Origin of the sequence: Alistipes sp. AF48-12, assembly GCF_003477565.1 — a bacterium.
Classification (GTDB): domain Bacteria; phylum Bacteroidota; class Bacteroidia; order Bacteroidales; family Rikenellaceae; genus Alistipes_A; species Alistipes_A hominis.
The window spans coordinates 204,917-231,058 of the sequence record NZ_QUDJ01000003.1 but is presented as its reverse complement, the minus strand read 5'-3'; the positions used below and the strand labels follow the sequence as shown (position 1 = coordinate 231,058).

Annotated in this window: 25 protein-coding genes and 3 pseudogenes; 14 read left to right on the top strand and 14 right to left on the bottom strand. The window is 54.4% G+C overall.

Annotated features, from left to right (window positions below; all coding sequences use genetic code 11):
- Nucleotides 1–310 precede the first annotated feature (310 nt).
- Nucleotides 311–1,243 (bottom strand): BF3164 family lipoprotein, encoded by a 933-nt coding sequence (locus DW082_RS03295; RefSeq protein ID WP_182424077.1) that lies wholly within the window; start codon nucleotides 1,241–1,243, stop codon nucleotides 311–313.
- A gap of 107 nt (nucleotides 1,244–1,350) precedes the next feature.
- A complete protein-coding gene (locus DW082_RS15405) occupies nucleotides 1,351–1,593 on the bottom strand; it encodes an NVEALA domain-containing protein (protein WP_118457294.1) in 243 nt (80 codons plus the stop codon).
- Between the two features lie 537 nt (nucleotides 1,594–2,130).
- Between DW082_RS15405 and DW082_RS03285 the strand changes: the two genes are divergently transcribed.
- The 3 genes from DW082_RS03285 to DW082_RS03275 are packed head-to-tail and all read left to right on the top strand — an operon-like array spanning nucleotide 2,131 to nucleotide 3,811.
- On the top strand, nucleotides 2,131–2,856 hold the full coding sequence (locus tag DW082_RS03285) for a HAMP domain-containing sensor histidine kinase (protein WP_118457292.1): 726 nt from the start codon (nucleotides 2,131–2,133) through the stop codon (nucleotides 2,854–2,856).
- Nucleotides 2,814–3,071 (top strand): sensor histidine kinase KdpD, encoded by a 258-nt coding sequence (locus DW082_RS03280; protein ID WP_182424076.1) that lies wholly within the window; start codon nucleotides 2,814–2,816, stop codon nucleotides 3,069–3,071. The genes DW082_RS03285 and DW082_RS03280 overlap by 43 nt, the downstream gene beginning before the upstream one ends.
- A 5-nt stretch (nucleotides 3,072–3,076) precedes the next feature.
- Complete coding sequence (locus DW082_RS03275) at nucleotides 3,077–3,811, top strand: response regulator transcription factor (protein WP_101573180.1); 735 nt, start codon at nucleotides 3,077–3,079, stop codon at nucleotides 3,809–3,811.
- Between the two features lie 72 nt (nucleotides 3,812–3,883).
- On the opposite strand, the gene DW082_RS03270 is transcribed toward DW082_RS03275, so the two are convergent.
- From DW082_RS03270 to DW082_RS03255, 4 genes are all read right to left on the bottom strand, one after another.
- Nucleotides 3,884–4,105 (bottom strand): DUF2795 domain-containing protein, encoded by a 222-nt coding sequence (locus tag DW082_RS03270; protein ID WP_055206276.1) that lies wholly within the window; start codon nucleotides 4,103–4,105, stop codon nucleotides 3,884–3,886.
- Between the two features lie 62 nt (nucleotides 4,106–4,167).
- Nucleotides 4,168–4,725 carry a cob(I)yrinic acid a,c-diamide adenosyltransferase gene (locus DW082_RS03265; protein ID WP_101573182.1) on the bottom strand — a complete coding sequence of 186 codons (558 nt, stop codon included), beginning with the start codon at nucleotides 4,723–4,725 and terminating at the stop codon, nucleotides 4,168–4,170.
- 20 nt (nucleotides 4,726–4,745) lie between these two features.
- Nucleotides 4,746–5,279, bottom strand: a complete 534-nt coding sequence (locus tag DW082_RS03260; protein WP_101573184.1) for a histidine kinase — start codon at nucleotides 5,277–5,279, stop codon at nucleotides 4,746–4,748.
- 5 nt (nucleotides 5,280–5,284) lie between these two features.
- Nucleotides 5,285–6,559, bottom strand: coding sequence for an NAD(P)/FAD-dependent oxidoreductase (locus DW082_RS03255; RefSeq protein ID WP_101573429.1), 1,275 nt, complete (start codon nucleotides 6,557–6,559; stop codon nucleotides 5,285–5,287).
- 80 nt (nucleotides 6,560–6,639) lie between these two features.
- Between DW082_RS03255 and DW082_RS03250 the strand changes: the two genes are divergently transcribed.
- The 3 genes from DW082_RS03250 (at nucleotide 6,640) to yajC (ending at nucleotide 8,461) form a co-directional block, all read left to right on the top strand.
- Nucleotides 6,640–7,584: a transcription antitermination protein NusB gene (locus DW082_RS03250; protein WP_118457288.1), complete on the top strand. Its 945-nt coding sequence runs from the start codon at nucleotides 6,640–6,642 to the stop codon at nucleotides 7,582–7,584.
- A 50-nt stretch (nucleotides 7,585–7,634) separates the two neighbouring features.
- Nucleotides 7,635–8,045, top strand: coding sequence for a DUF1573 domain-containing protein (locus DW082_RS03245; RefSeq protein WP_182424075.1), 411 nt, complete (start codon nucleotides 7,635–7,637; stop codon nucleotides 8,043–8,045).
- 95 nt (nucleotides 8,046–8,140) lie between these two features.
- A complete protein-coding gene (gene yajC, locus DW082_RS03240) occupies nucleotides 8,141–8,461 on the top strand; it encodes a preprotein translocase subunit YajC (protein WP_055206285.1) in 321 nt (106 codons plus the stop codon).
- 178 nt (nucleotides 8,462–8,639) lie between these two features.
- On the opposite strand, the gene DW082_RS03235 is transcribed toward yajC, so the two are convergent.
- From DW082_RS03235 to ispE, 3 genes and pseudogenes are all read right to left on the bottom strand, one after another.
- Entirely contained in the window at nucleotides 8,640–8,954 is a 315-nt protein-coding gene (locus tag DW082_RS03235) for a biotin/lipoyl-containing protein (RefSeq protein WP_055206287.1), read from the bottom strand.
- Nucleotides 8,955–8,966: 12 nt separating this feature from the next.
- Nucleotides 8,967–10,513 (bottom strand): annotated as a pseudogene (locus DW082_RS03230) (acyl-CoA carboxylase subunit beta).
- A gap of 125 nt (nucleotides 10,514–10,638) precedes the next feature.
- Complete coding sequence (ispE, locus tag DW082_RS03225) at nucleotides 10,639–11,457, bottom strand: 4-(cytidine 5'-diphospho)-2-C-methyl-D-erythritol kinase (RefSeq protein ID WP_118457286.1); 819 nt, start codon at nucleotides 11,455–11,457, stop codon at nucleotides 10,639–10,641.
- 107 nt (nucleotides 11,458–11,564) lie between these two features.
- On the opposite strand from ispE, the gene DW082_RS03220 reads away from it, so the two are divergent.
- From DW082_RS03220 to secA, 8 genes are all read left to right on the top strand, one after another.
- A complete protein-coding gene (locus tag DW082_RS03220) occupies nucleotides 11,565–12,530 on the top strand; it encodes a GSCFA domain-containing protein (RefSeq protein ID WP_118457284.1) in 966 nt (321 codons plus the stop codon).
- Nucleotides 12,527–12,886, top strand: a complete 360-nt coding sequence (locus tag DW082_RS03215) for a hypothetical protein (protein ID WP_055206295.1) — start codon at nucleotides 12,527–12,529, stop codon at nucleotides 12,884–12,886. Before DW082_RS03220 ends, DW082_RS03215 begins: the two co-directional genes overlap by 4 nt.
- Before the next feature lie 79 nt (nucleotides 12,887–12,965).
- On the top strand, nucleotides 12,966–13,784 hold the full coding sequence (locus tag DW082_RS14895; RefSeq protein ID WP_259335487.1) for an alkaline phosphatase family protein: 819 nt from the start codon (nucleotides 12,966–12,968) through the stop codon (nucleotides 13,782–13,784).
- Nucleotides 13,775–14,593: an alkaline phosphatase family protein gene (locus tag DW082_RS14890; RefSeq protein ID WP_259335486.1), complete on the top strand. Its 819-nt coding sequence runs from the start codon at nucleotides 13,775–13,777 to the stop codon at nucleotides 14,591–14,593. Before DW082_RS14895 ends, DW082_RS14890 begins: the two co-directional genes overlap by 10 nt.
- Before the next feature lie 9 nt (nucleotides 14,594–14,602).
- Nucleotides 14,603–15,025, top strand: coding sequence for a SufE family protein (locus tag DW082_RS03205; protein ID WP_101573194.1), 423 nt, complete (start codon nucleotides 14,603–14,605; stop codon nucleotides 15,023–15,025).
- Nucleotides 15,026–15,035: 10 nt separating this feature from the next.
- Nucleotides 15,036–15,359, top strand: coding sequence for an iron-sulfur cluster assembly protein (locus DW082_RS03200; RefSeq protein WP_055206301.1), 324 nt, complete (start codon nucleotides 15,036–15,038; stop codon nucleotides 15,357–15,359).
- A gap of 9 nt (nucleotides 15,360–15,368) precedes the next feature.
- Nucleotides 15,369–16,643, top strand: coding sequence for a DUF2851 family protein (locus tag DW082_RS03195; protein WP_118457282.1), 1,275 nt, complete (start codon nucleotides 15,369–15,371; stop codon nucleotides 16,641–16,643).
- Between the two features lie 54 nt (nucleotides 16,644–16,697).
- Entirely contained in the window at nucleotides 16,698–19,994 is a 3,297-nt protein-coding gene (secA, locus tag DW082_RS03190) for a preprotein translocase subunit SecA (RefSeq protein WP_055206305.1), read from the top strand.
- Nucleotides 19,995–20,129: 135 nt separating this feature from the next.
- Here secA and thrC read toward each other — a convergent pair.
- The 5 genes and pseudogenes from thrC to DW082_RS03165 all read right to left on the bottom strand — a co-directional run bounded on the left by thrC (nucleotide 20,130) and on the right by DW082_RS03165 (nucleotide 26,141).
- Nucleotides 20,130–21,430 (bottom strand): annotated as a pseudogene (thrC, locus tag DW082_RS03185) (threonine synthase).
- A 42-nt stretch (nucleotides 21,431–21,472) separates the two neighbouring features.
- Nucleotides 21,473–22,683, bottom strand: a pseudogene (locus tag DW082_RS03180) (cofactor-independent phosphoglycerate mutase).
- A gap of 23 nt (nucleotides 22,684–22,706) precedes the next feature.
- Nucleotides 22,707–23,954 carry a S9 family peptidase gene (locus DW082_RS03175; protein ID WP_118457280.1) on the bottom strand — a complete coding sequence of 416 codons (1,248 nt, stop codon included), beginning with the start codon at nucleotides 23,952–23,954 and terminating at the stop codon, nucleotides 22,707–22,709.
- 26 nt (nucleotides 23,955–23,980) lie between these two features.
- On the bottom strand, nucleotides 23,981–24,829 hold the full coding sequence (gene rhaD / locus DW082_RS03170; protein ID WP_101573204.1) for a rhamnulose-1-phosphate aldolase: 849 nt from the start codon (nucleotides 24,827–24,829) through the stop codon (nucleotides 23,981–23,983).
- 16 nt (nucleotides 24,830–24,845) lie between these two features.
- The gene (locus DW082_RS03165) at nucleotides 24,846–26,141 is read right to left on the bottom strand and encodes a hypothetical protein (protein WP_118457278.1); all 1,296 of its coding nucleotides are present in this window, start codon (nucleotides 26,139–26,141) and stop codon (nucleotides 24,846–24,848) included.
- Nucleotide 26,142 lies beyond the last annotated feature (1 nt).

Genomic DNA, 26,142 nt, shown 5'->3' with positions numbered 1-26,142 from the left:
GCGGGCACGCTCCGCCTGGAGAAAATCGATGATACGAAACGGAATCTCTGTCGGATCGGCGGCCCGCAACGGGATCGACGAAAGAATCGATAATAAAATTAAGAAAGATCGGAGAGTTGTTTTCATATTTCGCATAATTATTTTTATATTCATAGTGAAGTTAATTAATATTACCGAATATTGCAAAGCGCTTCTATTAAATTGCGTATTTCGACACGAGGTGCTGTATAAACAAAAAAAGCCTGCATGAATCGCACATGCAGGCCCTGTTCCCGAACAGATAAACTATCGGCGGACGTTATAAGCCGGGTTAAAGCAGTTGGAATTTGTAGAGTTTTGCGCCGTCGTCGGCGATGCTGACGCCGTAGACGACATTCTCGTCTTCTTGATAATAGATTTTGGTCAACGGTTTGTCCGATTCGTAGCAGGCGACCGGATTGCCGTTCCAGTCGAAGACCATCAGGTAGTCGCAGTCGTCGACGCCGGCCCGGTGTTTCTCAATGGATTTACCCGAATAGATGGTGCAGAAACGGTCGTTCCCCGCCGATACGTCGTAAAATCCGTTTTTGTTGGTGCGGCGTATGCTGACTATCTCGCCTTCGATCACGACGTCCGCATAATGGAAATCGAGGCTGCATACGTTGACGATCGAGTCGTTGCGGATCGCGCTGATGTCGATCAGCCCGCCGTTGTAGTTGACGTAGACGAGACGCCGGTGGTCGGGGCTGATGGCGAGCCGACCGCTGAGACAGATCCTGCTTTTGATGTGGTTGTCCAGTTTTCGGTACTCTTCCCGCACCGGGTATTCGCCGAAAAACCGGACGCTGCTGTCGGCCGTATTATAATACAGGTACATTCCGCCGTCGACACATCCCGTGAAGATAACGCACCGGTCACCCCCGACGGCTGACGAATAAGGGCCGTATTTTTTCGGTAAAAGGGAAAAACGAGATGCAGAGTCGCTGTTTGCCGGAATTTCGATCAGGAATCGCTTGTTGCTTTCGACGGCCGTAATTTTCCCGTCTCCGGATGGAGAGAAAGCCGACATTTGCAGGACTTCGCCCGGCCCGTTGCCTTTCCGCAGCAGCACTTTCCGAGTGTTGTCCCTCAGATCGACCGAAATAACGACGTCCTTCGACCCCTGACACTGTACGAAAACCACCGAATCCCGTACGGCGATGGCTTTCGGCAGGAAAGCCTCGCTGCTATCCAAATCGAGCACTTCGGTTCCTGTAATCGGCATGACGGAACCGAAATACTCGACGGGGCTTCCCGGAAGCCTTTTATCGTTTTGACAGGCGGAAAATAAGGATGCGCACAGACCGGCGCAGACGAGGGTACGCAGGGTGATCATTTGTTTCGCATGCCTTCAATGAGATCCCCGTCATGTCCTCCTGTCCCATATATTACGCAATAACCAGACACATTTTCACATTCTCCGGAACCACCGCTCTCCGAATCGGCCAAAGCCTCTATATTTTTATGGAGCAGATTAACTGTTTCCGTGCTCTCATCCGACGAAAAAACGAAATAGGATACGACGGATACTACTAAGAACAAACTAACGATAGCTAAATACCAAGTTTTTTTCATTTTTTATTAAAATTGCACTACAAAAGTGCCTAAGACTCTGATCTTTTTTTATTCCTTTTTTGTTCCTTTTTTATGCCGTTCGGAATTTATATTATTACATTTGTCCTCACAGATATTATCTAATAACTTAAATATATGAAAATAAGGTTAAGAATAAGTTTAGTCGTGGCTATTATTGCCGTTGTGGGATTACTGTACCTGCAATATGTTTGGATTCAAAAGTTGTATTTGTCTGAACAAAAGCGTATTCGGATTACAGCTATTTCTGAGTTGGATGTTGTGATGGCTGATGAACTTATAAATAGTAGTCTCGAATGGCAAAAACGGTATTTTGACAGAGGTGAAATTCCTCCGCGCTCTACAATTTCTTATGACATTGAGGGTTTGGAAGTCGTTGTAATTCGAGAAGGTTTTCCTAAGATTAAGAAAAAGTATGAGTCAAAAGAGGAATATCTGCGTTTTCAGAGGTGGAGTTTGGCTAGATATAATATCAGCGGAATAAATCTTTCCCGATTGGATTCTGTTTATGCAAAACATTTGGCAAAGTACGATATCAAACTGCCGTATGTTATCGAAAAGATAGACTGTGCGACGCAGAAGCCTATCGGGGCGACTGTCAGTCGGGAGGTCAGCAAGAATTACGGGCTCGTGACCGATTCGCTGCCGTTGGGGATCGACGGCAAGGCCGCGCTGGTCGTCCGTTTCGACAATTCGTATTCGGCGATGTTCCGCCATATGCAGCGTTTTCTGGTGTCGTCCATCGAGATCGTCGTAATTCTCATTCTGATCCTGTACTTCTTGATCTATACGATATTTTATCAGAAACGGGTGTCCGAACAACTCAAGAACATGTCGCACGAGATGAGGAATCCGATCGCGTTCTTACAGCGGGTGCTGGATTCGCTGCCCGATGCCCAGCGGCGGAGCAGGCTCGTGAAGGTCGGCGAATTCAAAATCACGCTGGCCAATCTAATGCTCGATAAGTTGTTGACGATCAAGAAAGCGAGAATCGACATACATCCCGAAGAGTTCAGCGTCCGGCAGTTGCTCGACAACGTGATGATGCAGTACGAACTGATGCTGGAACCGACCGGCAAAATCAAGTTGGAGTACGAGACGACGCAGGAGTTGATCACTGCCGACAAACTGTGTTTTCTGAACGCGATCGTCAATCTGGTGGACAATGCGATCAAGTATTCGTCGGGAGCTCCGACATATTCGTGCGGTGCTTCACGGCCGGCGATTACTTGTGCGTTTCGGTGACCGATCACGGCGTCGGCATTCCGAAGAAATACCTCAAACGGATCTTCCGGCGCGAGTTCCGCATCCCGAAAGGCAAGACGGTACGGTGCACCGGATTCGGTATCGGCCTGAGCTACATTAAGATGATTGCCAAAGCCCACAAAGGTAAGATCACGGTCAGCAGTATTTACAAAAAAGGTAGTACCTTTACGCTATCGATACCCAAAAATAGATAAGGATTATGGATTCTCAAATTGCCAGTTATTCGTTATTGTATGCGGAAGACGACCAATGGTTGGCGGAACCGATTATCGCCAGTTTGCAAAAGGACGGGTATGAAGTGATCTATGCTCACGACGGTTTCGATGCGCTGGCCAAATACAGACGGTTGCATCCCGACATCATTTTGCTCGACATACGAATGCCCGGACTGGACGGATACGAGGTCGCCAAGGAAATCCGGAAGGAAGACCCCGGAGTGCCGATTTTGTTCCTGACCGTTCTGTCCGATCCGAAAGATGCGATCAAGGGATTGAGCGTCGGCGCAGACGATTACATCCGCAAGAGCGTTGCGGTGGAGGAATTGAAAGCCCGTCTGATTTCGAAACTGCGGAACCAGCGTCCGAAGTTGAAACGGATTCTCGATATCACACCGCGCACGACGCTCAATACGATCAGTCACGAGATTACCATCGACGGCGCCGTTCACAAGCTGACGCAGAAAGAATACGAGTTGATTTACCACTTCTGCCATCACATGAACGTGATTCACGAAAGACCGGCGTTGGAAGATCTGCTGTGGCCGGGAAATACGAACGGAAACAATTACCTGAATAAATGCATTTCGAGCGTCCGCGGGATTCTGCGCCGCGACGATGCGATCCAGATAATTACTTACAACCGGGCCGGCGTGATGTTTTGCATCAAGGATTCCGAAGAGACGGAGGAAAAGCAGGAAGGTTGTCTACAGGAGTGATCGGCTTGCGGATATAAAAATAAACGATACGGACGACGCGCGCGTCGTCTCGTTATTTCGTAATCGTTCGGTTTAATATTCCTCTTCGTTGAAGAAAAAGTCGTCTTTGCTCGGGTAATCGGGCCAGATATCTTCGATGCTTTCGTAGATCTCGCCTTCGTCCTCGATCTCTTCGAGATTTTCGATGACTTCCAGCGGGGCACCCGAACGCGTAGCGTAATCGATCAATTCGTCTTTAGTGGCAGGCCACGGAGCATCTTCCAGTTTCGACGCCAATTCTAATGTCCAGTACATGATCGTATGAGTTTTTGGTTATATATTCGGATTTTAGTTTGCAAAATTAAAAAAAAAAAAATTCATTTATCGTACACCCAGAGTATTTCTTTTACGTTAAAATCTTCGGTGAGCCTGCGGCCGAGGACGTAAAAGTAGTCCGATAAACGATTGATATACTGTCTAATGTATTCGTTCACAGTGTATTGTTCAGACAGGGTCAGGACGATCCGTTCCGTTCGGCGGCAAATCGTGCGGCAAATGTGGCACAGCGATACGGCCGGGTGTCCGCCGGGCAGCGTGAATTTCGCGATCGCCGGCAGCGTAGACTGCATGGCGTCGATCCGGTTTTCGAGAAACAGCGCTTTTTCGGGGCCGAATTCCGGCAGGTATTTAGGCGCTTCGCCTTCGGTCGCCAGGTGAGAGGCAGCCCGCATCAGATGGTCGAGCACCGCCAGCAGGTCGTCCCGGTAAGGCGACAGGCGGGGCGTGTCGTCCAGATTGTCGCGCAGGTAGGCGGTAAAGGACATCAGTTCGTCCACGGTGCCGTATGCCTCGAGGCGGGGGTGGTTTTTGGGAACCCGCTGGCCTCCGACCAAGGAAGTGGTTCCTTTGTCTCCTTTTTTCGTGTACACTTTCATCGTTCGGAATGTTTAATAGGTTATATGCGGTAGTGTTGGGGCGGAAGTTTGGGGTTGAAAAAGTAAATCGTCATGACGCGCCGGTCTACGCTGACGCACGGGTAATGCTGCCAAATCTGTTGCGCGAAGCGCCAGTGGCGCGCGCTCCGGTGCGGAGACAGGATGATCATGCAACCTTTGTCTTCCGAGACCCGGTGCGCCGTCGCCGCGATGGTTTCCAACGTCACGTCCGGAAGCAGTATGCAAAGGTTGCGCCCGGATGCCGGTTTCGGAGGGCCTACGTTCGGGATCAGCGTAAAACTGTCCAGCCGGCAATGCGTGTAAAGGTTCTGGATTTTCACCGCGTGCCGGTGCCCTACCCGCTTGCTGCGCAGCGCGTCGTAAAGCGTAGTATCGCAACCGGTAATCCGGTCTTTCATAAATACGTTCCGGACAATGCCGTACATGAACGGCGAATGGATGCCGTGTCCTCGCCAATGGCGGACATGGATGTGCGCCCTGACCCGGAAGTAGCCTCTGAAAAGGCGTTGTTTTATCTTTTTAATACCGTTCATAGCCTTTATTTATTTCCGAGCATCTGTCCGGCCAGATGTCCGGTCGAATAGGCGATCTGCAGGTTGTATCCGCCCGTATCGGCGTCGATGTCGAGTAATTCGCCCGCGAAATAGAGCCCTTTTACCAGACGCGATTGCATCGTTTGCGGATCGACCTCTGCGGTCGAGACGCCGCCGGCGGTGACAATGGCCTCCTCGAACGGGCGATAGTCGCTGATCGGCAGCCGGAAAAGTTTCAGTTGCCCGACGATTTTATCGAGTTCCGGAGCTTTTACGGCATTTAGCGGCAGCCGTTCGGGTATTTGCAGACTGGCTGCGAACGGACGGATCAATTGTGCGGGAAGCAATTTGCGCAACAGACTGCTCAGCGGCGCCTGCGGGCCGAGTGTTTCGGCTTCCCGGGCGATCCGTTCTCTCAACTGGGTCGGGTTCAGCGCCGGTTTCAGATCGAGGTCGACGGCGACTCGCTGTCCGTCGATTAGCGCGTCCACGGCCTGACGGCTCATCCGCAGGGTCACAGGGCCGCTGACGAAAGGGGTGAATTCGAGTTCGCCGAATTCCTGTTGAACGTAGCGGTCGTCGATCGCCAGGCGGGCGGATATGTTTTTCAGGCGCAAACCTTTCAGACTCTCCGCAAACGGGAGCGACGTTTCGAGCGGAGTCAGCGACGGCCGGATTTCGACGATGGCGTGGCCGAGCCGGTGCGCCAGCAGGTAGCCGTCGCCCGTGGAGCCGGTAGCCGGATAAGAAGCACCTCCCGTGGCGAGCAATACGCAGGAGGCCGTCACCCGTTCCGAGTCGTTTCGGGCCGTGCTTAGCGTAACTCCCGAAACCCGGCCTCCCGCGGTGTGCACTTCGGTCACCCGGGTATGGCATACGATCTGCGCTCCCTGTTCCCTGCTCCACCGCACATGGGCGTCGGCAATGTCCCAGGCGCGTCCGCTGGCGGGGAAAACCCGTTCTCCGCGTTCGATGGTCAGCGGAACGCCGATCCGTTCGAAAAAAGAGACCGTTTCCCGGTTGCCGAACCGTGCCAGCGCAGGGGCGAAAAAGTCGGAAGAGCTGCGGACTTTTTGCAGGAATTCCTCCGGCCGCCGCATGTTGGTCAGGTTGCAGCGGCCTTTGCCGGTGATCCGGACTTTCCGCTGCGGCTTTTCCATCTTTTCGCAGACCAGGACGCTGAATCCGGCCTGTGCGGCTATCCCCGCAGCCATGATCCCGGCGGCCCCTCCGCCCGCTATGATAAGGTCGAAATTCCTCAATTCCGTAAAATTTTCCACAAAGATAAAAATTTCGGAGTGTTTCTTTCCGGTTCCCGAAAAAATCCGTAGATTTGCGATCCCCAATAGCTCTAAGGAAGATGTTAAGCAGAAGATTATTAAGGATTAAGATTGTCAAAGCTCTTTATTCGCATTTTAAGTCGGAGTCGGACTCCCTGATCGTTTCGGAAAAAAATCTGCTGTTCAGCATCGATAAGACCTACGAGCTTTACCATCAGTTGCTGTGGCTCGTCGTAGACGTGGCGAATTACGCCGAAAACCGGATCGAACTCGGGCGCCGCAAAAAACTGCCTACCCCCGAAGAATTGAATCCGAATACCCGATTCGTCGATAACCGCGTGATCGCGGCGATCCGGGACAGCGAAGAGCTGACCGATTACCTGCAACGTAAAAAGCTGGGATGGGTGCAGTATCCCGAACTGATCAAGAAGCTCTATATACTGTTGATCGACAGCGATTTCTACCGACAGTACATGAACGGTTCGACGGGGTCTTTCAAAGGAGACGCCGCTCTGGTCGAAAAGTTTTATACCCGGATCGTTTGCGAGTGCGAGGCGCTGGAAGAGGTGATCGAGGAGCAATCTATTTTCTGGACGGACGATGTCGATTTTGCGACGATCATGGTGCTGCGCACGTTGTCGGACATGCGGGAGGGCCGGCAGGAACTGCCGTTGCTACCCCAGTATAAGAGCGACGACGACAGGGAGTACGTCCGGGAGCTTTTCCGACATGCGCTGGTGCACTTCAGAGAATACGCCGAATACATCGGCCGTTATACCAGCAATTGGGAAGTGGAGCGGATCGCATTCATGGACAACGTGATCATGGTGGCCGCGATGTCCGAGCTGATCGCTTTCCCGTCGATTCCCGTAAAGGTTACCCTGGACGAATTCATCGAAATAGCCAAATATTACAGTACGCCGGGTAGCAGTACGTTCATCAACGGCGTGCTGGACAAGGTGGTCGAAGCGCTTACGGCCGAAAAGCGCATCCAAAAGACGGGACGCGGATTGCTGGACAAATAGCCGTGAATGGCACTCATATTGCTTCCGTTCTCATGCGGAAACCGATCGTCGTGGAAAAACAGTTTTTGATCATAGGTTTGTTATGCTTCGCTTGTTCCTGCGGAACGGGCGGCAAGAAGGTCGTCCCGGACAAAGCCGGTGCGACTGTGATCGCGTTGACCGATTCCGTAAGAACGGATACGGTCGATTTGGGGCGGATTCACGCCGGAGAAGTTATCCGCAGGGATTTGTCGCTGCGTAACGGGAGCGATCGTCCGATGATCATTCTGTCGGCGGCGACCAACTGCGGATGCACGACGGTTGATTTCGAACGGGAACCGGTGCAGCCCGGCGCGGAGGCGGGATTCGTTTTCGAATTCGACAGCAAAGGCTTCTCCGGATACCAGCTCAAACACATCACCCTGCGTACCACGCTGTCCAAACAGCCTTTTACGCTGGTCGTCATCGGGGAAGTCGAATGATTTTCCGGATAAATAAAGCTGAATTTGTTCCGGAATAAGGTTGCGAAATTCCGAGAATCCGTTAACTTTGCAGAAAACTTTTAATATTGATTATTATGAATTTGACAACAATTATGCTCCAGGCTCCGGCTGCCGGAGGATCGGGCGCGTCTCTGCTGATTATGATGGTGCTGATTTTTGCGGTGATGTATTTTTTCATGATACGTCCGCAGCAGAAACGGCAGAAAGAGCTGGTGAAATTCCGTAACGCACTCGAAAAAGGACAAAAAATCATCACCGCCGGCGGAATCTACGGTACGGTCAAGGAGGTGAAAGACGTATATGTGTTGGTCGAAGTCGACAACAACGTGACGATTCGCGTCGACAAAAATATGGTGATGCGCGATCCGGCCGATCTGGCTCAGCAGGGCAAATAAGCGGGTTTTCCGTATAAAATACAAAAAAGCAGGGGATTCCCTGCTTTTTTTGTAAAGAGCGATGACGGAACCGTAATTCTTGCGAAGGGGCGTTTCATGCGATCGCCTGCCGTTGTCCAGCCAATAAAAACAGGGAGGCAACCGTTCGTTGCCTCCCTGAAAAGCAGATTTCGAAATCCTATTCCATTTCGATCATCAGCGCGTGATTCGGAATATTGTCTCCTTCCTTCACGTCGATCTTTTTCACTTTGCCGGCGAAAGTGGCTTTGATGTTGTTGTTCATTTTCATTGCTTTGAAAACGATCAGCAGATCGCCGACTTTCACTGCCTGTCCCTCGGCTACGCATACCTTCACGACCGTTCCCGGGATGGAGGATTTGATGTGCTTCGGGTTCTCCGGCTCCCACGGCTTACGTGCCAGATGCTTTTTGGTAAGCGTCGTCTGGAACGTTCCGTGCATGGTTTCCAACGTATCGTAATGATTTTTTTCCATACTTACCGGGGTTTAGAACGGAGGATTGCCGTGCTTTTTGTTGGGCTGCGAACGGTTCTTATGAGCCGATACCTTCAACGCGTGTTCGATGAACATGCGGGTTTCGGCCGGGGCGATCACCGAGTCGATGTAGCCCTTTGCCGCCGCAACGTACGGATTGGCGAATTTCTCCTTATATTCCTGAATTTTCAGTTTACGCATTTCGGCCGGATTTTCGGCGCCGACGATGTCTTTCTTGAAGATGATGTTGGCGGCGCCTCGGGACCCATCACGGCGATTTCGGCCAGCGGCCATGCGAATACGAAGTCGGCGCGCAGGTGGCGCGACCCCATGGCGATATAACCGCCGCCGTAGGCTTTACGCAGCACGACGGTGATCGACGGAACGGTCGCCTCGCTGTACGCGTACAGCATCTTGGCGCCGTGGCGGATTACGCCGGCATGCTCCTGGTCCACACCCGGCAGGTAGCCCGGCAGGTCTTCGAGCGTTACGATCGGAATATTGAAGCAGTCGCAGAAACGGATAAAGCGGGCGGCCTTGTCCGAAGAGTCGCAGTCGAGCACGCCGGCCATCACCAGCGGCTGGTTTGCGATGAAACCGACCGTTTCGCCGGCGACGCGTCCGAAACCGACCACGATGTTGGCTGCGAATAGTTCCATCACTTCGAGGAATTCGCTCTCGTCGACCAACGCCTTGATTACGTCGCGCACGTCGTACGGTACGGTCGGGTCGTTCGGAACGATCGACGTGATGTCGTACTGCGGCAGCGGAGCCGCCGGAGCGATCTTTTCGGCTTTGGTCGTGTTGTTCATCGGGATCATCGAGATCAGCTTGCGGATCTGGACGAAGCACTCTTCCTCGCTCGTGGCGAAAAAATGAGCGTTGCCGGTCATTTCGCTGTGTACGCGCGCGCCGCCGAGTTCCTCCATCGAGATCTCTTCGCCGAGCACGGTTTTGATTACTTCGGGGCCGGTGATAAACATTTTCGAAATGTTTTCGACCACGAATACGAAGTCGGTCAGCGCGGGCGAATAAACGGCGCCGCCGGCGCAGGGACCCAGGATCACCGAAATCTGCGGGATCACGCCGCTGGACAGCGTATTGCGGAAGAAAATCTCCCCGTAGCCGGCCAGCGCGTTGACCCCTTCCTGAATACGCGCTCCGCCGGAGTCGTTGATTCCGATCAACGGAATGCGCATGTTCAGGGCATAGTCCATGATTTTGGTGATCTTACGTGCATGCATGAAGCCGAGCGAACCGCCGGCAACCGTAAAGTCTTGTGCGAATATGGCGATCGGTTGGCCGCAGATCATTCCGGTGCCGATAATCACGCCGTCACCTGGAAGCGATTTGTCCTGCATACCGAAATCCCGGCCGTCGTGTTCCACGAAAATGTCGTATTCATGGAACGATCCCTCGTCCAGCAATGCGATGATACGCTCACGCGCGGTGAGTTTTCCCATCGCCTTTTGCTTTTCTATGGCTTTGGCTCCGCCGCCATAAAAAATTTTCTCTTTCCGATGCTGGAGTTCGAGAACTTTTTCATCCTCTACTGACATAGAATAATTGATTAGGTTAATACTGTAAAGTCTCTTTCAAAATAAACCAATTCGTATGTTTGGGCGTGGCAAGTTTACGAATTTTTTTCCCAAATCGAAAACTTATCCCCGCTTTTCGCATTCGCTCAGATCATATCTTCCTGATATACAAACATTCCTTCGAATGCCGGTAGATCCGGCGTCCGCTCTTCGAAAATTCCGTAGACGGCAGATCCCGAACCGGACATGGAAGCATAAAGAGCCCCCGCCCGATAGAGTTCTTCTTTGATCGCCGCGATCGTCGGATGAATGCGGAAAACGGATGTCTCGAAGTCGTTGACGATGCGTCCTTTCCATTGCCGGAGCGGCAGCCCGAACAAATCGCCGAGCCGGCTTTCGGGCCGTGCGGGCGCGACGCCTGCGTAGGCTTCGGCCGTACTGACCGATTCGTCCGGTTTGACGATGACCAGCCTGTGTCCGATCGGCGAACCCGCTACGGGAGCGAGGATTTCTCCCCGGCCGGTAGCGAGCGTCGGCCGGCCGTCGATAAAGAACGGAACGTCGCTTCCCACCTGCGCCGCCAAACGGATCATCTGTTCGGCCGTCAGCGGAACGCCGAACAGTTCGGCCAGCCCTTTGATCGTAAGAGCGGCGTCGGCCGAACCTCCGCCGAGACCCGCTCCCATCGGGATCGTCTTGTGTAGGTGCATTCGCACGCCGCCGATCGGACAGGCTTCGCGGAATGCCCGGTAAGCCCGGACGCAGATATTGCGTTCGGGATCGACGCCCGTTTCCAGTCCCGACGAAGTGAACGAAATGTCGTCCGTCGCATCCGGCAGTATTTCGAGGGCGTCGCACAGTCCTCGCACCGGGTACATGACGGTTTCGATATCGTGATAGCCGTCGGTCCGTTTCGCAACGACGCGCAGGCCGATGTTGATCTTACAGTTCGGAAAAAGTAGCATATCCAGACATTTTGGGGTAAAAATAGGGAAAAGTATCCGGAAACGGGCATTTCGTCCGCCGTTTTTCCTACGGAATTTTGCTATCTTTGTAACACGATTGTCGTACTATGCAGTTTCGTACACCTATAAATATAACACCGTGCGGTTTCCGAATCGGGTATGCGCAGCGGGGATTGTTGCTCGGCTCCTGTTTTGCGGAAAATATCGGGATGCGGATGAAACGTTATAAGTTGCCCGTCGTCTTCAATCCGTTCGGAATCCTGTTCAATCCGGCTTCCGTGGCCCGGACGCTGACCCGTCTCGATTCGGGGAAGCTTTACGAAGCGAACGACCTGACCCGAAGCGGCGACCTGTGGGTCAGTTTCGATCATCACGGTTCGCTGGCTTCGGTCGACCGGGACGAAGCGTTGAAAACGATCAATCAGGCGGTACAGTCCGGCGCCCGGGCGCTGCGCGAGGCGGGATATCTGATCCTGACGTTGGGTACGGCATGGGTTTACCAACTCCGGGAGACCGGAGAAATCGTTTGCAACTGTCACAAACGACCGTCCGGCGAATTTTTACGGCGGCGATTGTCGGTCGACGAAGTGGTCGGGGGGTTCGTCCCGTTGCTGGAAGGGCCTTTGAAAGACAAGCCGGTAATCTGGACGGTCAGCCCGGTGCGTCATCTGGGAGACGGCCTGCCTGAGAACGCGCTGAGCAAATCGACGCTGATCGTGGCCATTCACCGGTTGATCGAACGTTATCCGCAGTGTTGTTATTTTCCGGCTTTCGAAATCATGACGGACGACCTGAGGGATTATCGTTTTTATGAAAAGGACATGGCCCACCCTTCGGAAGTAGCGGTCGATTATATCTGGGAACAGTTCTGCTGCGCGGCGCTCGATCCTTCCTGCACGGGGGTGTTCCGGAAGATCGATGCGCTGAATCGAGCGCTCGCACACCGTCCCTTGAACCCGGAAAACCCGGCCTATCGAGCCTTCCGGCATCAGAAAGCCGCGGAAGTCCGCGCATTGCAGCAGGCGTATCCGGATCTCGATTTTTCCCGCGAATTAAATTTTTTCGAGTCATGAAACGCAGCCTGACATGTCCGCAGTGCGGCGCCAGGGTGCGCATACCCTGGTTCTGGGCGATCGGGATCGAAGGAATTTTCCGTTGCCGGCAGTGCCGGTTGCCGTTCAAGACCGGTTACAAGACGGGCGCTATCCTGTCGGCGGTTTCGCTGAGCCTGAGCATGGCGCTCGTACAACTGATGGTATACGTATTCAGCATCTATTCAATGATTTTTTTCGCGCTGCTGCTGATTCCGTTGTGGATTTTTATCGCATTTCACCTGCGCCGCGCATATATGATCCGCAAAATAAAAAGAAGGATTAAATCGATTGAAAAACAGAGTGTTGATGCTTCCGAAGCGTCCGGCTTCGAATAAACGCCGCATTCGTGCGTAAGACAGCGTATCCGATTCGGAAACTTTTTATACTTTTGTGAGTCTAAACGATTTTCCGGAGATGAAATTAAACCGATTTTTTATTCCCGCCTGCCTGATCCTGTTGGTTCATACCGGTGCCGCCGCCCAGAGCGTCGGAAAACCCAAATTAGTGATCAATATCGTTATCAGCCAGATGCGGTACGAATACCTGGAACGTTTCCGCGATAATTTCTCGGAAAACGGCTTCCGCACCTACCTCGACAGCGGGGTCAACTTCACCAATGCCCGTTGCAATTACATGCAGACCAATACGGTCGCCGGACTCGCCACGCTTTCGACGGGCACCAATCCGGCCGGGCACGGAGTCGCGTCGGAAAGTTGGTACAACTATACGACCAACGACAGCATTAACCTGATTGCGGACGACAAAGTGAAGGGATTGGATTGCGAAGAGGGCGAAAACCGCTTTTCTCCGTTGAACCTGACTGCCGCCACGTTGGGAGACCGCCTGCATGAAAGCGATCCGAAATCGAAAGTCGTGGCCGTTGCCGAAGATCCTTATTCGGCCGTAATCAGCGGCGGTTCGACCGGGAGCGCTTTCTGGCTCGATCCGGGAAAGGGGCAATGGGTGTCGAGCAGCTATTATTTCGAGAACCTGCCTTTCTGGGTCAAGAAATACAACGAAAAACGTTTCGCGTCGAGCCTGCTCGACCGGGAGTGGGTGCCCGACAAATCGTTCGCCGCATATAAGAATACCGATACGACCGTGCTCAATTTCAGCGCCCGGCCGTCCGGTTTCAAGAATTTCTTCCGCAGCATCTTGAAGATATTTAAAAAAGAACCCGAAAAGTACGATCTGCCTCGCTGCTCTATACGCCGTTCGGCAACATGTTGGTGACCGATTTCGCGCGCGAAGCGATCATCCTGGAAGAACTGGGCAAGGACGACCATACCGATCTGCTGACCGTTTGCTACGATTCGCCCCGGTTGATATGCGAGTATTTCGGACCGCAGTCCATCGAAGTGGAGGATATGTATTACAAGCTCGACCGGGAAATCGGCGAACTGACGGGCTTCGTACAGGCGCAGTTCAAGCCGGGAGAGGTCGTGCTGGTGCTCACTTCCGACCATGGGAGCAGCAATACTTACCGGGAGCAGAGCCGGATCCCCGGGGGACAGTTCAACGTCGATCAGTTCAAGCTGATCATGAACGGTTTCCTCAGCGCTCAGTACGAACCGGGCAACTGGATTCTCGGATACAGCAGCAGGCAGTTGTACCTGAATCGAGAAATGATCTATAAGTACGGATTCAATCTGGCGGAAGTCCAGGCGCGCGCGGCAGCGTTCGCCCTGCAGTTCCGGGGCGTATCCGGCGCGCTGACCTCGACCGATCTGCAGAGCGGCGCGTTCGGGAGAGGATACGGCGAAAAAATTCAGAACAGTTTCTACCCGAAGCGGTCGGGCGACGTTGTGATCAACTTGATGCCGGGCTGGATCGAACAGCGCGAGCACGCCGTATCGTTGTCCGGATCGCTTTATGAATACGATACGCACATTCCGTTGCTGTTTCTGGGTAGCGGCGTTCCGGCGGCGGCTGTGGAACGGGATGTGGAGTTGTCCGACGTCGCGCCTACCCTGGCACGCATCATGCAAATTCCGCTTCCGGACGCCGTAACGGGAAAAGTGCTCGAAGAAGTTGTTAAATAGTTTGAAGAGATGACGATTAACGAAATGCAGGACGAGATCGTCGAAGAGTTTTCCGTATTCGACGAGTGGCTCGACAAATACGAGTACCTGATCGAACTGAGCCGGGAGCTGCCGGCGATCGACGAGAAGCACCGGGTCGAACAGTATCTGATAAAAGGATGTCAATCCAGGGTGTGGGTCGACGCCGAGTTGAAGGACGACGGACGGATCTATTTCACCGCCGACAGCGACGCGATTATTACCAAAGGGATCATCGCGCTGCTGATCCGGGTGATGAACGGCCGGACGCCGGATGAGATCATCGACGCGGATCTTTATTTCATCGACCGGATCGGGTTGCGCGAGAACCTGTCCCCTACCCGGGCGAACGGGTTGCTGGCGATGATAAAGCAGATGAAACTGTACGCGCTGGCGTACAAAAGCAAAATGTAAGTCAACCGTTATGACGACACCTCAGGATATCATGCGGATGGAACAGGATATCGTTCTGACGCTGAAAAATATTTACGATCCGGAAATCCCGGTCAACATTTACGACTTGGGGCTGGTTTACGAAATCGACGTCGAGCCGGACGGAACGGCTAATATCCGAATGACGCTGACGGCTCCGAACTGTCCGATGGCGGATCAGTTGCTCGAAGAGGTCAATGAAAATGTCGCCAAAGTGGAAGGAATCACTTCCGTCAACGTCATTCTGACGTTCGATCCGCCTTGGGATCGCAGCATGATGTCGGAAGAAACCCTGCTCGATCTGGGCTTAATGTAAACCGGCGTTATGGCATCGTCCGCAGGCAAAATCGAAGAACTGATCCGATTGGTCTGGTGCAGGCAGCTCTACACCGGCGTCGGGGGGCCTACGTTCGGCGTCATCGGGCACGGCAGGGCCAATCCCGACGAAGGGATGGAGTTGCTGGACGTTCGGTTCGAATTGGACGGAACGGTTTATCGTGGTCCCGCAGCGATCCATGAATACGCTTCGGACTGGTATAAGCATGCCCATCACGAAGACCCCGGTTACGATCACTGCGTGTTGAACCTGGTCGTTCACGACGACGCAGTTATCTGTCGCGCCGACGGTTCGGTGATTCCCAACGCGGCGATCGTTTTCCCGCGGGAACTGGCCGAACGCTACGAACGGTTGCTTGGCGAAAGCGGTTCATACAGGTGCGGCGCCTTGTTGGCCGGAATGCCGGAGGTAAAGCGGTACAACCTGCTTACGGAATTGACCTGCGAGCGTCTCGAGCGTAAATACGACGAGTTTCTGCAACGTTACCGGCAGGCGGATAACAACTGGAACGAAGCGTTTTACGTTTCGCTGTTCAGGGCGGTCGGGGCCGGGTCCAACCGCGAATCCTATGAGCGACTGGCGCGAACGGTATCTTTTACGCAAATCTGTCGGGTGCGGGAGTCCGTCGCGTCGGCCGAAGCCCTGTTGTTGGGTGCGGCCGGATTGCTGGAGGCGGAGCCTTCGGACGACTATTCCGATAAACTGCGATACGAATTCAAACATCTGAGCCGGCGTTTCGGGATCGTTCCGATGCACCGCAACGCATGGAACCTCCGCTCGGGACGTCCCGATCAGAAACCGGTGTTGCGTATTGCCGAACTGGCCGCGCTGCTGGTTTCCGGCGAGTTTTTTTTCTCCCGTTTGGTCAATTGCAAAACGCAGCGCGACATCCGGCAGGTCTTTTCGGCCTCCGCTTCGGAATACTGGACGACTCATTACTGTTTCGGGCAGCCTTCGGGACGCAGTGTGAAACGGTTCGGCGATATGATGCTGGATAACCTCGGTATCAATCTGGTCGTCCCGATGATTTTCGCATACGGCAAAATCACCGGAAACGAAGAGCTGAAAGAGAGGGCGATCGGGATTCTGGAGGAGATCCGCGCAGAAAACCATATCCGGATCGTCAGGGAGTGGAAAACGCACGGCGTCGCCGCCGACAACGCTTTTTTCTCGCAGGGGTTGCTCGAACTGACCCGGGAATATTGCGAGAAAAAACGTTGCGCGTACTGTAATATCGGGAGAATCGTGCTGTGTTCTCAATAAAAAACATTAAATTTACGCGTTATTTTTCAACGTCTTAATCAATAAGAAAGGAATATGAGTGTAGTAACCGGATTAATTAAATTGTTTTTCGGAACGAAGAGCGAGAAAGACCGCAAGGCGATTCAACCCTATGTAGACAAGATCAAAGCGATATATCCGTCCATCGAACAACTTACCGTCGATGAATTGCGAGCGAGAAGCGCCGGCCTGAAAGCCGCCATCGCCGAATATATCAGCGCAGAGGAACAGCAGATCGCCGAACTGAAAGTGCAGCTTGAGAACCTGGACACCTCTTTGGACGACAAGGAGCGCATCTCGAAACAGATCGATACGCTGACCGAAGAGATCGACCGCAAGATCGAGGAGAAACTCGACGAAATCATGCCGGAGGCTTTCTCCATTATGAAGGAGACCGCCCGCCGGTTCAAAGAGAACGAGGAGATCGTCGTGACGGCGACCGATTTCGACCGGGAGCTGGCCGCCGCCGGCAAGGATTTCATCCGGATCGACGGCGACAAGGCCGTTTACAGCAATTCGTGGGTAGCCGGAGGGAACAAGATCGTGTGGGATATGGTGCATTACGATTGCCAGCTTTTCGGCGGCGTCGTGCTGCATAAAGGAAATATCGCCGAAATGGCGACCGGCGAAGGTAAGACGCTGGTGGCGACGCTGCCCGTGTTCTTGAACGCGCTGGCCGGGAAGGGCGTGCACGTGGTGACCGTCAACGATTACCTGGCGCGCCGCGACTCCGAATGGATGGGGCCGCTGTATCAGTTCCACGGATTGTCGGTGGATTGCATCGACCGACATCAGCCCAATTCGAAAGCGCGCCGCAAGGCTTATATGTCCGATATTACGTTCGGGACGAACAACGAGTTCGGTTTCGACTACCTGCGCGACAACATGGCGTTCTCGCCGGACGACCTGGTGCAGCGCAAGCACCACTATGCGATCGTCGATGAGGTCGACTCGGTGTTGATCGACGATGCGCGGACGCCGCTGATCATTTCTGGGCCGGTTCCCAAAGGAGACGACCAGATGTTCGAGCAATACCGCGGGGCGGTCGAGAACCTGTTCAATCTGCAACGGAATCAGGTGACTCAGCTCGTCGCCGATGCGAAGAAGCTGATTGCGGAGGGTAAAACCGAAGAAGGGGGTATTCTGCTTTACCGGGCCCATAAAGCGCTGCCGAAGTACAAGCCGCTGATCAAATACCTCAGCGAACACGGTATCAAGGCGCTGATGCAGAAGACTGAAAATATTTACATGCAGGATAATAACCGGCGTATGCCGGAAATCGTCGACGACCTGTTTTTCGTGATCGACGAAAAACTCAATTCGGTCGAGCTGCAGGATAAGGGGCAGGAAGTGCTGTCGAAAAGCGTCAACGAGGAGAAATTTTTCGTGCTGCCCGATATGGGTTCCATCGTCGCCGACATCGAGAAAAGCGATATGAGCCCCGAAGAAAAGGCGGCGAAAAAGGACGAGGTGCTGAACGACTATGCGATCCGTTCGGAACGTCTTCATACGGTCAGTCAGTTGTTGAAGGCTTACAGCATGTTCGAAAAGGATGTCGAATACGTGGTGATCGACAACAAGGTGAAGATCGTCGACGAACAGACGGGGCGTATCATGGAAGGCCGCCGTTATTCGGACGGGCTGCACCAAGCTATCGAAGCGAAAGAGCGCGTGAAGGTCGAAGCTGCCACGCAGACGTTCGCGACCGTTACGTTGCAGAATTATTTCCGTATGTACCACAAGTTGGCCGGTATGACCGGTACGGCCGAAACCGAAGCCAGCGAACTCTGGAATATCTACAAGCTGGATGTCATCGTCATTCCGACCAACCGTCCGGTGATCCGCGACGACAAGGACGACGTAATCTATAAAACCAAGCGGGAGAAATATGCCGCCGTTATCGAAGAGATAGCCAAATTGGTCGAGGCCGGACGTCCGGTGCTGGTAGGCACTACTTCGGTCGAGATTTCCGAGTTGCTGAGCCGTATGCTGAAACTGCGCGGGATCAAGCACAATGTTCTAAATGCCAAGCAGCACCAGCTTGAGGCGCAGGTTGTGGCCGAAGCCGGACGCAAAGGACAGGTGACCATCGCCACCAACATGGCCGGTCGCGGTACCGACATCAAGCTGACCGACGAAGTGAAGGCCGCCGGCGGTCTGGCAATCATCGGTACCGAACGGCACGAGTCACGCCGGGTCGACCGTCAGTTGCGCGGACGTGCCGGACGTCAGGGAGACCCCGGTTCGTCGCTGTTCTTCGTATCGCTGGAAGATAACCTGATGCGGCTGTTCGGTTCGGAACGGATCGCCGGACTGATGGACAGAATGGGATTGAAGGAAGGCGAAGTGATCCAAGCCGGTATGATGTCGCGGGCGATCGAACGCGCGCAACGTAAGGTAGAGGAGAACAACTTCGGTATCCGTAAGCACCTGCTCGAATACGACGATGTGATGAACGCCCAGCGCGAAGTGATTTATACCCGCCGCCGCCATGCCGTTTACGGCGAGCGGATCGAGGTCGATCTGAACAACATCATGGTCGATTTCGCCGAAAGTTTCGTCGAGACGTACGGCGACGGCGAATACGAGGACTTCAAGTTCGAGATGATCCGCCAGGTGGCCGTGCAGCCTTCGTTCAACGAGAACGAGTTCGAAGAGGCCAAGAAAAAGCGCGAGGTGTTGGCCGGTATGGTCGTTAAGGATTTCCAGGACGCCTATGCCCGTCGCATGGCGAGCATTGCGGCGACTACCTATCCGGTTATCAAAAACGTGTACGAAAAGAACGCCGCTCAGTACGAGAATATCTACGTTCCGGTGTCCGATGGACGTCGTGTGTTCAATGTGCCGGTAGACCTTAAAAAAGCTTATGACAGCGAAGGCAAGGAGGTATTCAAGCATTTCAGCAAGGTGATCATGCTGGTCATCATCGACGAAGACTGGAAAGAGCACCTACGCGAAATGGACGATCTGCGCCAGAGCGTCCGGAATGCTTCGTACGAGCAGAAAGACCCGTTGTTGATCTACAAGTTCGAGTCTTACAACTTGTTCAGCAAGATGCTGGAAAAAGGGAATCGCGAAATTCTTTCGACGTTGTTCAAAGCTTTCGTTCCCGTCAAGGAAAATCCGGACGTGACCAAGCAGCAAATGCCGCAGCCCAAAACGGATCTGTCTCAGTTGCAGACCTCGCGGAACGAGGCGGCCGCAGCCGCCGGTTCCAGGGAGAAAAGCAAGCCTGCTCCCGTGCATGTCGAGAAGAAGGTGGGACGAAACGATCCGTGCCCCTGCGGCAGCGGGAAGAAATACAAACACTGCCACGGCAAGATGGAAGCCTAAGCGCGCTTCCTTATTACGAACAGAGACGATCCCCTTTGGGGTCGTCTCTGCTTTTATATGGCCGAATCGGGAAGTTTTCCCGCAAAACGGGCGGCACTTTACAAAAGGGGCCGCCCGTTTTCGAAGTATGTTTCGTTATTGCCTGTCCGATAAAAATCGTTTGAACGTATCGAAGTCGGACGGAAGTCTTACCGATAGTTTCTGCCCTTTCATGAATTCGGCCAGCCGCTGCGGAACGGCAACAGGCTGCCCGATGATCGGCTCTACCGTATCTTTGAATTTGGCCGGATGCGCCGTTTCGAGGAAGACGCCCGTTTCGCCCGCTTGCAGTCCCTCTTTCAATGCCTGATAACCGCAGGCTCCGTGCGGGTCGAGCAGGTATCCGGTTCGTTTCAGCGTGTCGGCCAGGATCGAACGGATCCGGTCGTCGCTGTACCGTGCGCCGCTGATGTCGGCCCGGATCGCGTCGATCGACTGGCCGTACAGATCCAGCACGCGCACGAAATTACTCGGATCGCCCACGTCCATCGCATTGGCCAGCGTAGCGACCGACGGCCGCGGCGTGTAAACGCCCGTAATCAGGTATTGCAGGAAAATGTCGTTGCTGTTGTTGGCCGCGATGAAACGTTTTACCGGCAATCCCATCCGTTTGGCGAACAGGCCGGCGTGATGTTGCCGAAATTACCGCTCGGAACGCTGACTACGATCTCCCCGTTCTCCCCTGCCCTGCGCATCTGCGCGTAAGCGTTGAAGTAGTAGAATGCCTGCGGCAGGAAGCGGGCTACGTTGATCGAATTGGCCGAAGTCAGCCGGAAACGTTCATTCAGTTCCCGATCGAGGAAAGCGCTTTTGACCAGCCGTTGGCAGTCGTCGAACGTGCCGTCGATCTCAAGGGCCGTAATGTTCCGGCCGAGCGTCGTAAACTGTTTTTCCTGGATCTCGCTGACCTTGCCTTTCGGGTAGAGCACCACGACGTCGATGCCCTCCACGCCGAGGAAACCGTTGGCCACGGCGCTGCCGGTATCGCCCGACGTGGCGACCAGCACGGTCACCCGACCGTTGTCGCGACCGATAAAGTGGGACAGCATTCGGGCCATGAAACGGGCTCCGACGTCTTTGAATGCCAGAGTCGGCCCGTGAAACAGTTCGAGCGAATAAATTCCCGGTTCGACCCGGACGACCGGCGTTTCGAAACTCAACGTATCGCAGACGATCTTTCGCAGCGTTTCATGCTCGATGTCGTCTCCGAAAAACGCCTCCGCTACACGGCAGGCGATCTCGTGGAACGACATGGATGCGATTCCGTCGTAAAACGAACGGGGCAGTTTTTCAATTCGTTCGGGCATGTAGAGTCCCTTGTCGGGAGCCAGGCCGCGGACGACCGCTTCGCCGAGCGCAACTTCCGGCGCCGTATGGTTCGTGCTGTAATATTTCATCGTTTTTTGCTTTTACCGACGGCCCGCTGGCCGCTTTTCGTACTATTTTCTTAAAATAAATCGTTCCATAAACTGATCGCCCGAAAGGTCGCCATAGCTGCCTTTCCGGGCTGCGAATTCGTCGAACGCCTGCACCTCGTCGCCCGGTTCGTTCGTCCGGTAGATCGTGAACGGGATCGGTTTCGACGTGTGGGTGCGGAGCGCGCACGGAGTCGGGTGATCCGGCAGGATGGCGATCGAAACCGGCTCGTTCCAGGTCGAAACGGCGTCGAGGATCGGTTTGACGATGCGCCGGTCGAGGTATTCGATCGTTTTCATCTTCAGCGCGACATCGCCCTCGTGCCCCGCTTCGTCGCTGGCTTCGATGTGCAAAAATACGAAATCGTGCGTGCGGAGCGCTTCGATGGCAGCCTGCGCTTTCCCCTCGTAATTCGTATTGTAAAGCCCCGTAGCGCCTTCGACATCGATCGATTCGAGGCCGGCATAGACGCCGATTCCTTTAATCAGTCTACCGCCGAAATCACTACGCCGCTGCCGATTCCGTAACGCTGCATCAGCGTCTGCATCTGCGGGCGATAGCCCGGCGACCATGGCCAGATGCTGTTCGCCGGATCTTTTCCGGCCGCTTTGCGGGCCAGGTTGACCGGATGGTTTTCCAGCAATGTCATCGAACGTTCGATCAGTTCGTTCAACTGCCGAGCGGTCGGCTCTCCGTCGGTGTCGGCGGCCCTGACCAAAACGTCTTTGTAAGGAGTGCCCGGCACGTCGTGCGGAGGCGTCGTAACGATGCGTTTGCTTCCTCCCTTGATTTTCAGCAGGTGCCGATATGAAACTCCCGGAAAGAAGTTGACGTCCTCGCCGCCGAGTTCTTTTTGCAGGAAGGCGATCAGTTCGGCGGCTTCCGCATTCGAGATGTGTCCGGCCGAATGGTTTTTGATTTTTCCGTCCTCGATCGTAATCAGGTTGCAGCGCATGGCCATTTCCCCGTCTTCGATCTTGACTCCCATACTGGCGGCTTCCAGCGAGCCGCGTCCCTCGAAAACTTTCGGAACGTCGTAGCCGAGTACTGACAAATTGGCGATTTCGCTGCCCGGAGCGAATCCGGCAGGAACCGTAGCGAGCATTCCGCTGCGACCGTGCGCCGCCACCCAATCGATGGCCGGTTTGGAAACCGCTTGCAGCGGAGTTTTGTTTTCCAGGGCTTCGATCGGCTCGTCGGCCATGCCGTCGCCCAAGACAATGATGTATTTCATATGTCGTATTTTAAAATTTCAAATCATTCGGGGCTAATGAACTCCGTCGAAACGGACATCAACCGGACGTCTTTCAGCGTTACGAATCCGAACCGGAACCCTTCCTGCGGCAGCGGTGCCGTGAAAGTCCCCTTTTCGCGGTTCAACGTCCCCCCGACCGTGTGCCATACCCGGTGCGCGTTGTCCGACAGCGTATCGTTCGTATAGTAAAACTCGGCCGAATAGGGAAATATGCCTGTGCGGAACGAAACCCGCAGACTGTCGTCCAGGCTTACGTCCGTTATCCGGATCGGCGGATATCCGTCGCCGACCGCGCTTTCGAAAAAACACCGGATTTCGGCCGGTTCCCACCCTTCGTAATGTCCGTGCCGCATACCGGGACGGATGCAAACTTCGCGGAAATGTTGCGGAATCAGGCGGCAGCTTTTCTGGTACTGGGGCACATCGAAAGCGGTATCGGTGTTTCCGTTGACCATCAGCATCGGGATGCCGACGTACGGGAGATACACGGACGGGTCCAGATCGCGTATCCACCGTGCTTTTCCGTCGGCCGACAGTTTGCTCATGCCGTAGTCGAAGAATTTCAGTTCGTCCATGTATCCGCATCCGTACACCGGCGCCGCGGCTTTGAAGCGGTTATCGAGCGCGGCGACGATACAGGTCAGGTAACCGCCCCAACTGATGCCCGTCAGGCACGTCTTGTCCGCGTCCACCTGTTTCATGGAAAGTAGCAGCGAGTGCGCCAGAATTGCGGACGAGACGGCGTGATAAGTCCACGAACGTTTCATGTCTCCGTTTTCTGCCTGCATGAATACGGCTTCGTCGTCGCCGAGATTCGGCCCTCCGTCGGGCAGCGGCCGGATCTCCGGCCCGTTGCCGCACAGATCGATCGCAATGGCGGCATACCCTTCGGCCGCCCATTTTTCGACCCATTGTCGGAAAGCCCATCCGGCGCCTCCGTGAAGCAGTACGACGCCCGCATACTTCTTTTTCCCGTGCGGGCGGTTCGCTAGTAAATCGGGGTCGGAGTAATAAGCGAAAACCCGGGTCGGTTTGCCCTGATAATCGACACTGCGCAACAGCAACGAACGCACCGCGTCGCCGGGCGCATCGTCCAGCCACTCGACTTGCGGAACCCGACTCAACAGGGCGAGGTCCCACAGCCGGTTAACCTCGCCCACCGGTTCGTTGTCGATAACAGGAACCGTTTTCCCCCCCGCAAGGCCCGTGCTCAAGCACCCCAGCAGCAATATGGTAAAAAACGCTTTCATGTCGGCTCGTCGTTTTCGTGATCGTTTTAATCCCGGCGTATCATTAACGCCGACGTATCGGCATCGATGCAATCGGGGGCGGGAGTTACATGGAAATTGGCGGCGATCCGGCACACCACATCCGTAGACGGCGCGCAGCGCATACCGCCGGCGGCCATTGCCTTCAGGTAGATACCCGCCGCCTTGTCGGCCATGTGGATCAGGCCGAACGCCGCGTCCAGGTTGCGTCCCCGGGCGAATACCCCGTGATGCTGCCACATGGCCATCGACCGTTTGCGGAAGGCTGCGGCCGTAGCGTCGGCGATTTCGTCGCCGCCGGCCATCATCCACGGGATGAATTCGATACCCTGCGGAAATCCGACGACGCACTCCACATGCGACTGCCAAAGCAGTTTGCTGAGCAGCGGGGTCGTCAGCTCATGCAGGTAAGTGAGCGCGATCAGGTTCGGCGTGTGAGTATGGATCACGACGTGATCCGCTCCCTCCGAGACCTCTTTGGCTACGCTGTGCGATTTCAAGTGGGCTGGCAGTTCGCTGGTGGGCCGTCCTTCCGGTTCGAATCCCCACAGTACCCGGTAGTTCTCCCCCTTGGAATCCATTTCGATCACGCCCAGGTTTTTTTCGGGAGCGATGCTGATATTCCTCAAAAAACGGGTAGTCCCCGAAAACATGAATTTTTCGCCGGCCAGGTTCGGCAGCGAAACGCGCGCCGGGGTCCAGTCCGATTTGACCGCGAGTGGTAGGCCCGCCATCTTGTCGGGTTCCAGACGCTGACTGATATTGCCGCCGTTGGCTTCGCACCAGCCCAGAAACCACATGTCGGAACTGGTTTTTATCGCTTCCTTTATGAATATCGGATCATTCGTCGTCTTCATATCATTCTTCGTATTTCTATTTATTCAGTACTGCGGAAACCGGTTTGCCCGTTTCGTCGAACTTCGGTATTTTCCAGTATCCGTATCCGATGTGCCGGGGCGTATGCCCGATCGAATTTCCTTTGATGGCGTCGTAAACCAGCAGTAGGGTTTCGTCGTCGACCCTGAGCACCGAAGGGAAACCGATCGCTCCGGTCGCCCATCCGTCTTTGGTGCACTTTGCATCCACGACTACGGCACTGTTGCGGTCGTCCCAGTGATCGACGTCTTTCGTCCAGTACACGACGTTGCAATCGGTCGCGTTGTAGCTCTGGTTGAATTGGTTGGTGAACAGAAAATGGTAACCCGAAACGGGGTCGAAATAGTAATTCGCATTTTCGGGGGCCGTCTTGTTCTGACGGTCGTTGGGAATCCTTTCCCAGCTCGCCGGCACGCCGGCGAATCCGCCCGGGATCTCGATCAGGGGTCCCAGTATCGGCTTGTCGACCCGCCATCCTTGCGGATTCGGATCGCCGTCCCAATCCTGCACCGCTTCGAGGTCGTTCGAACGGACAATCGCGATATTCGCCCCGCAGGTCGCGAACATCATGTATTTCAGGTTGGCCGTATCTTTTTTGCCCTGCCATTTCGGGTTTACGATCACGGGGCCCGGAACGGTGATCCCCTGCGGGAAAGTGCCGTTAGTGCCTTTGTAGAAAAGTACCGATTTCTCTTTCCCCGGTTCCCTGTTGATTTGTTTCCATTCGCCTTCGATTCCTTTCGGGCCTTTGGTTTCGGCTTTCGCCAGACAACTCGAATAATAGACGGCCGGCGTCCCTACGTCGTCCCCGACCGGGGCGGCTCCGTCCGCCCCCAGGTAGTAGGCGTACCAATACTTCGTGTCCCGGTCGTAATAGAGCCATGCGCTCGATGCGCTCCAAAAGTCCTTGTAGCCCTTTTCGGCGCCTTGCGGATCGTCGTCGACGCCGCATTTGAGTTTCGGCCCCAGCCGTTCCCAGTTTTTCAGATCCTTGCTTTTGGCCAGGTGGGTACGCCACAGGTGATTCTCCGCATCCGTATCGCCCGGCTGATGTCCCTCGTGCGTAGCGGCCCCATCGTAAAACAGGTAATAGGTGTCCCCGACCTTGTAGATATTGGGTTCGCGCATACCCCGACCGTCCGATTCGTAATACCGCTCGCCGGGCTCGCTCGGCGAAATAAGGATTCCCCAGTCGTCGATAGGCATCCGGTAAGTGGCCACCGCGTGCTGCCCGAACGAAACGCCCGGCATCAGCGCCCATACGAATAAAAGAAAACGGAAATTACTCATCATC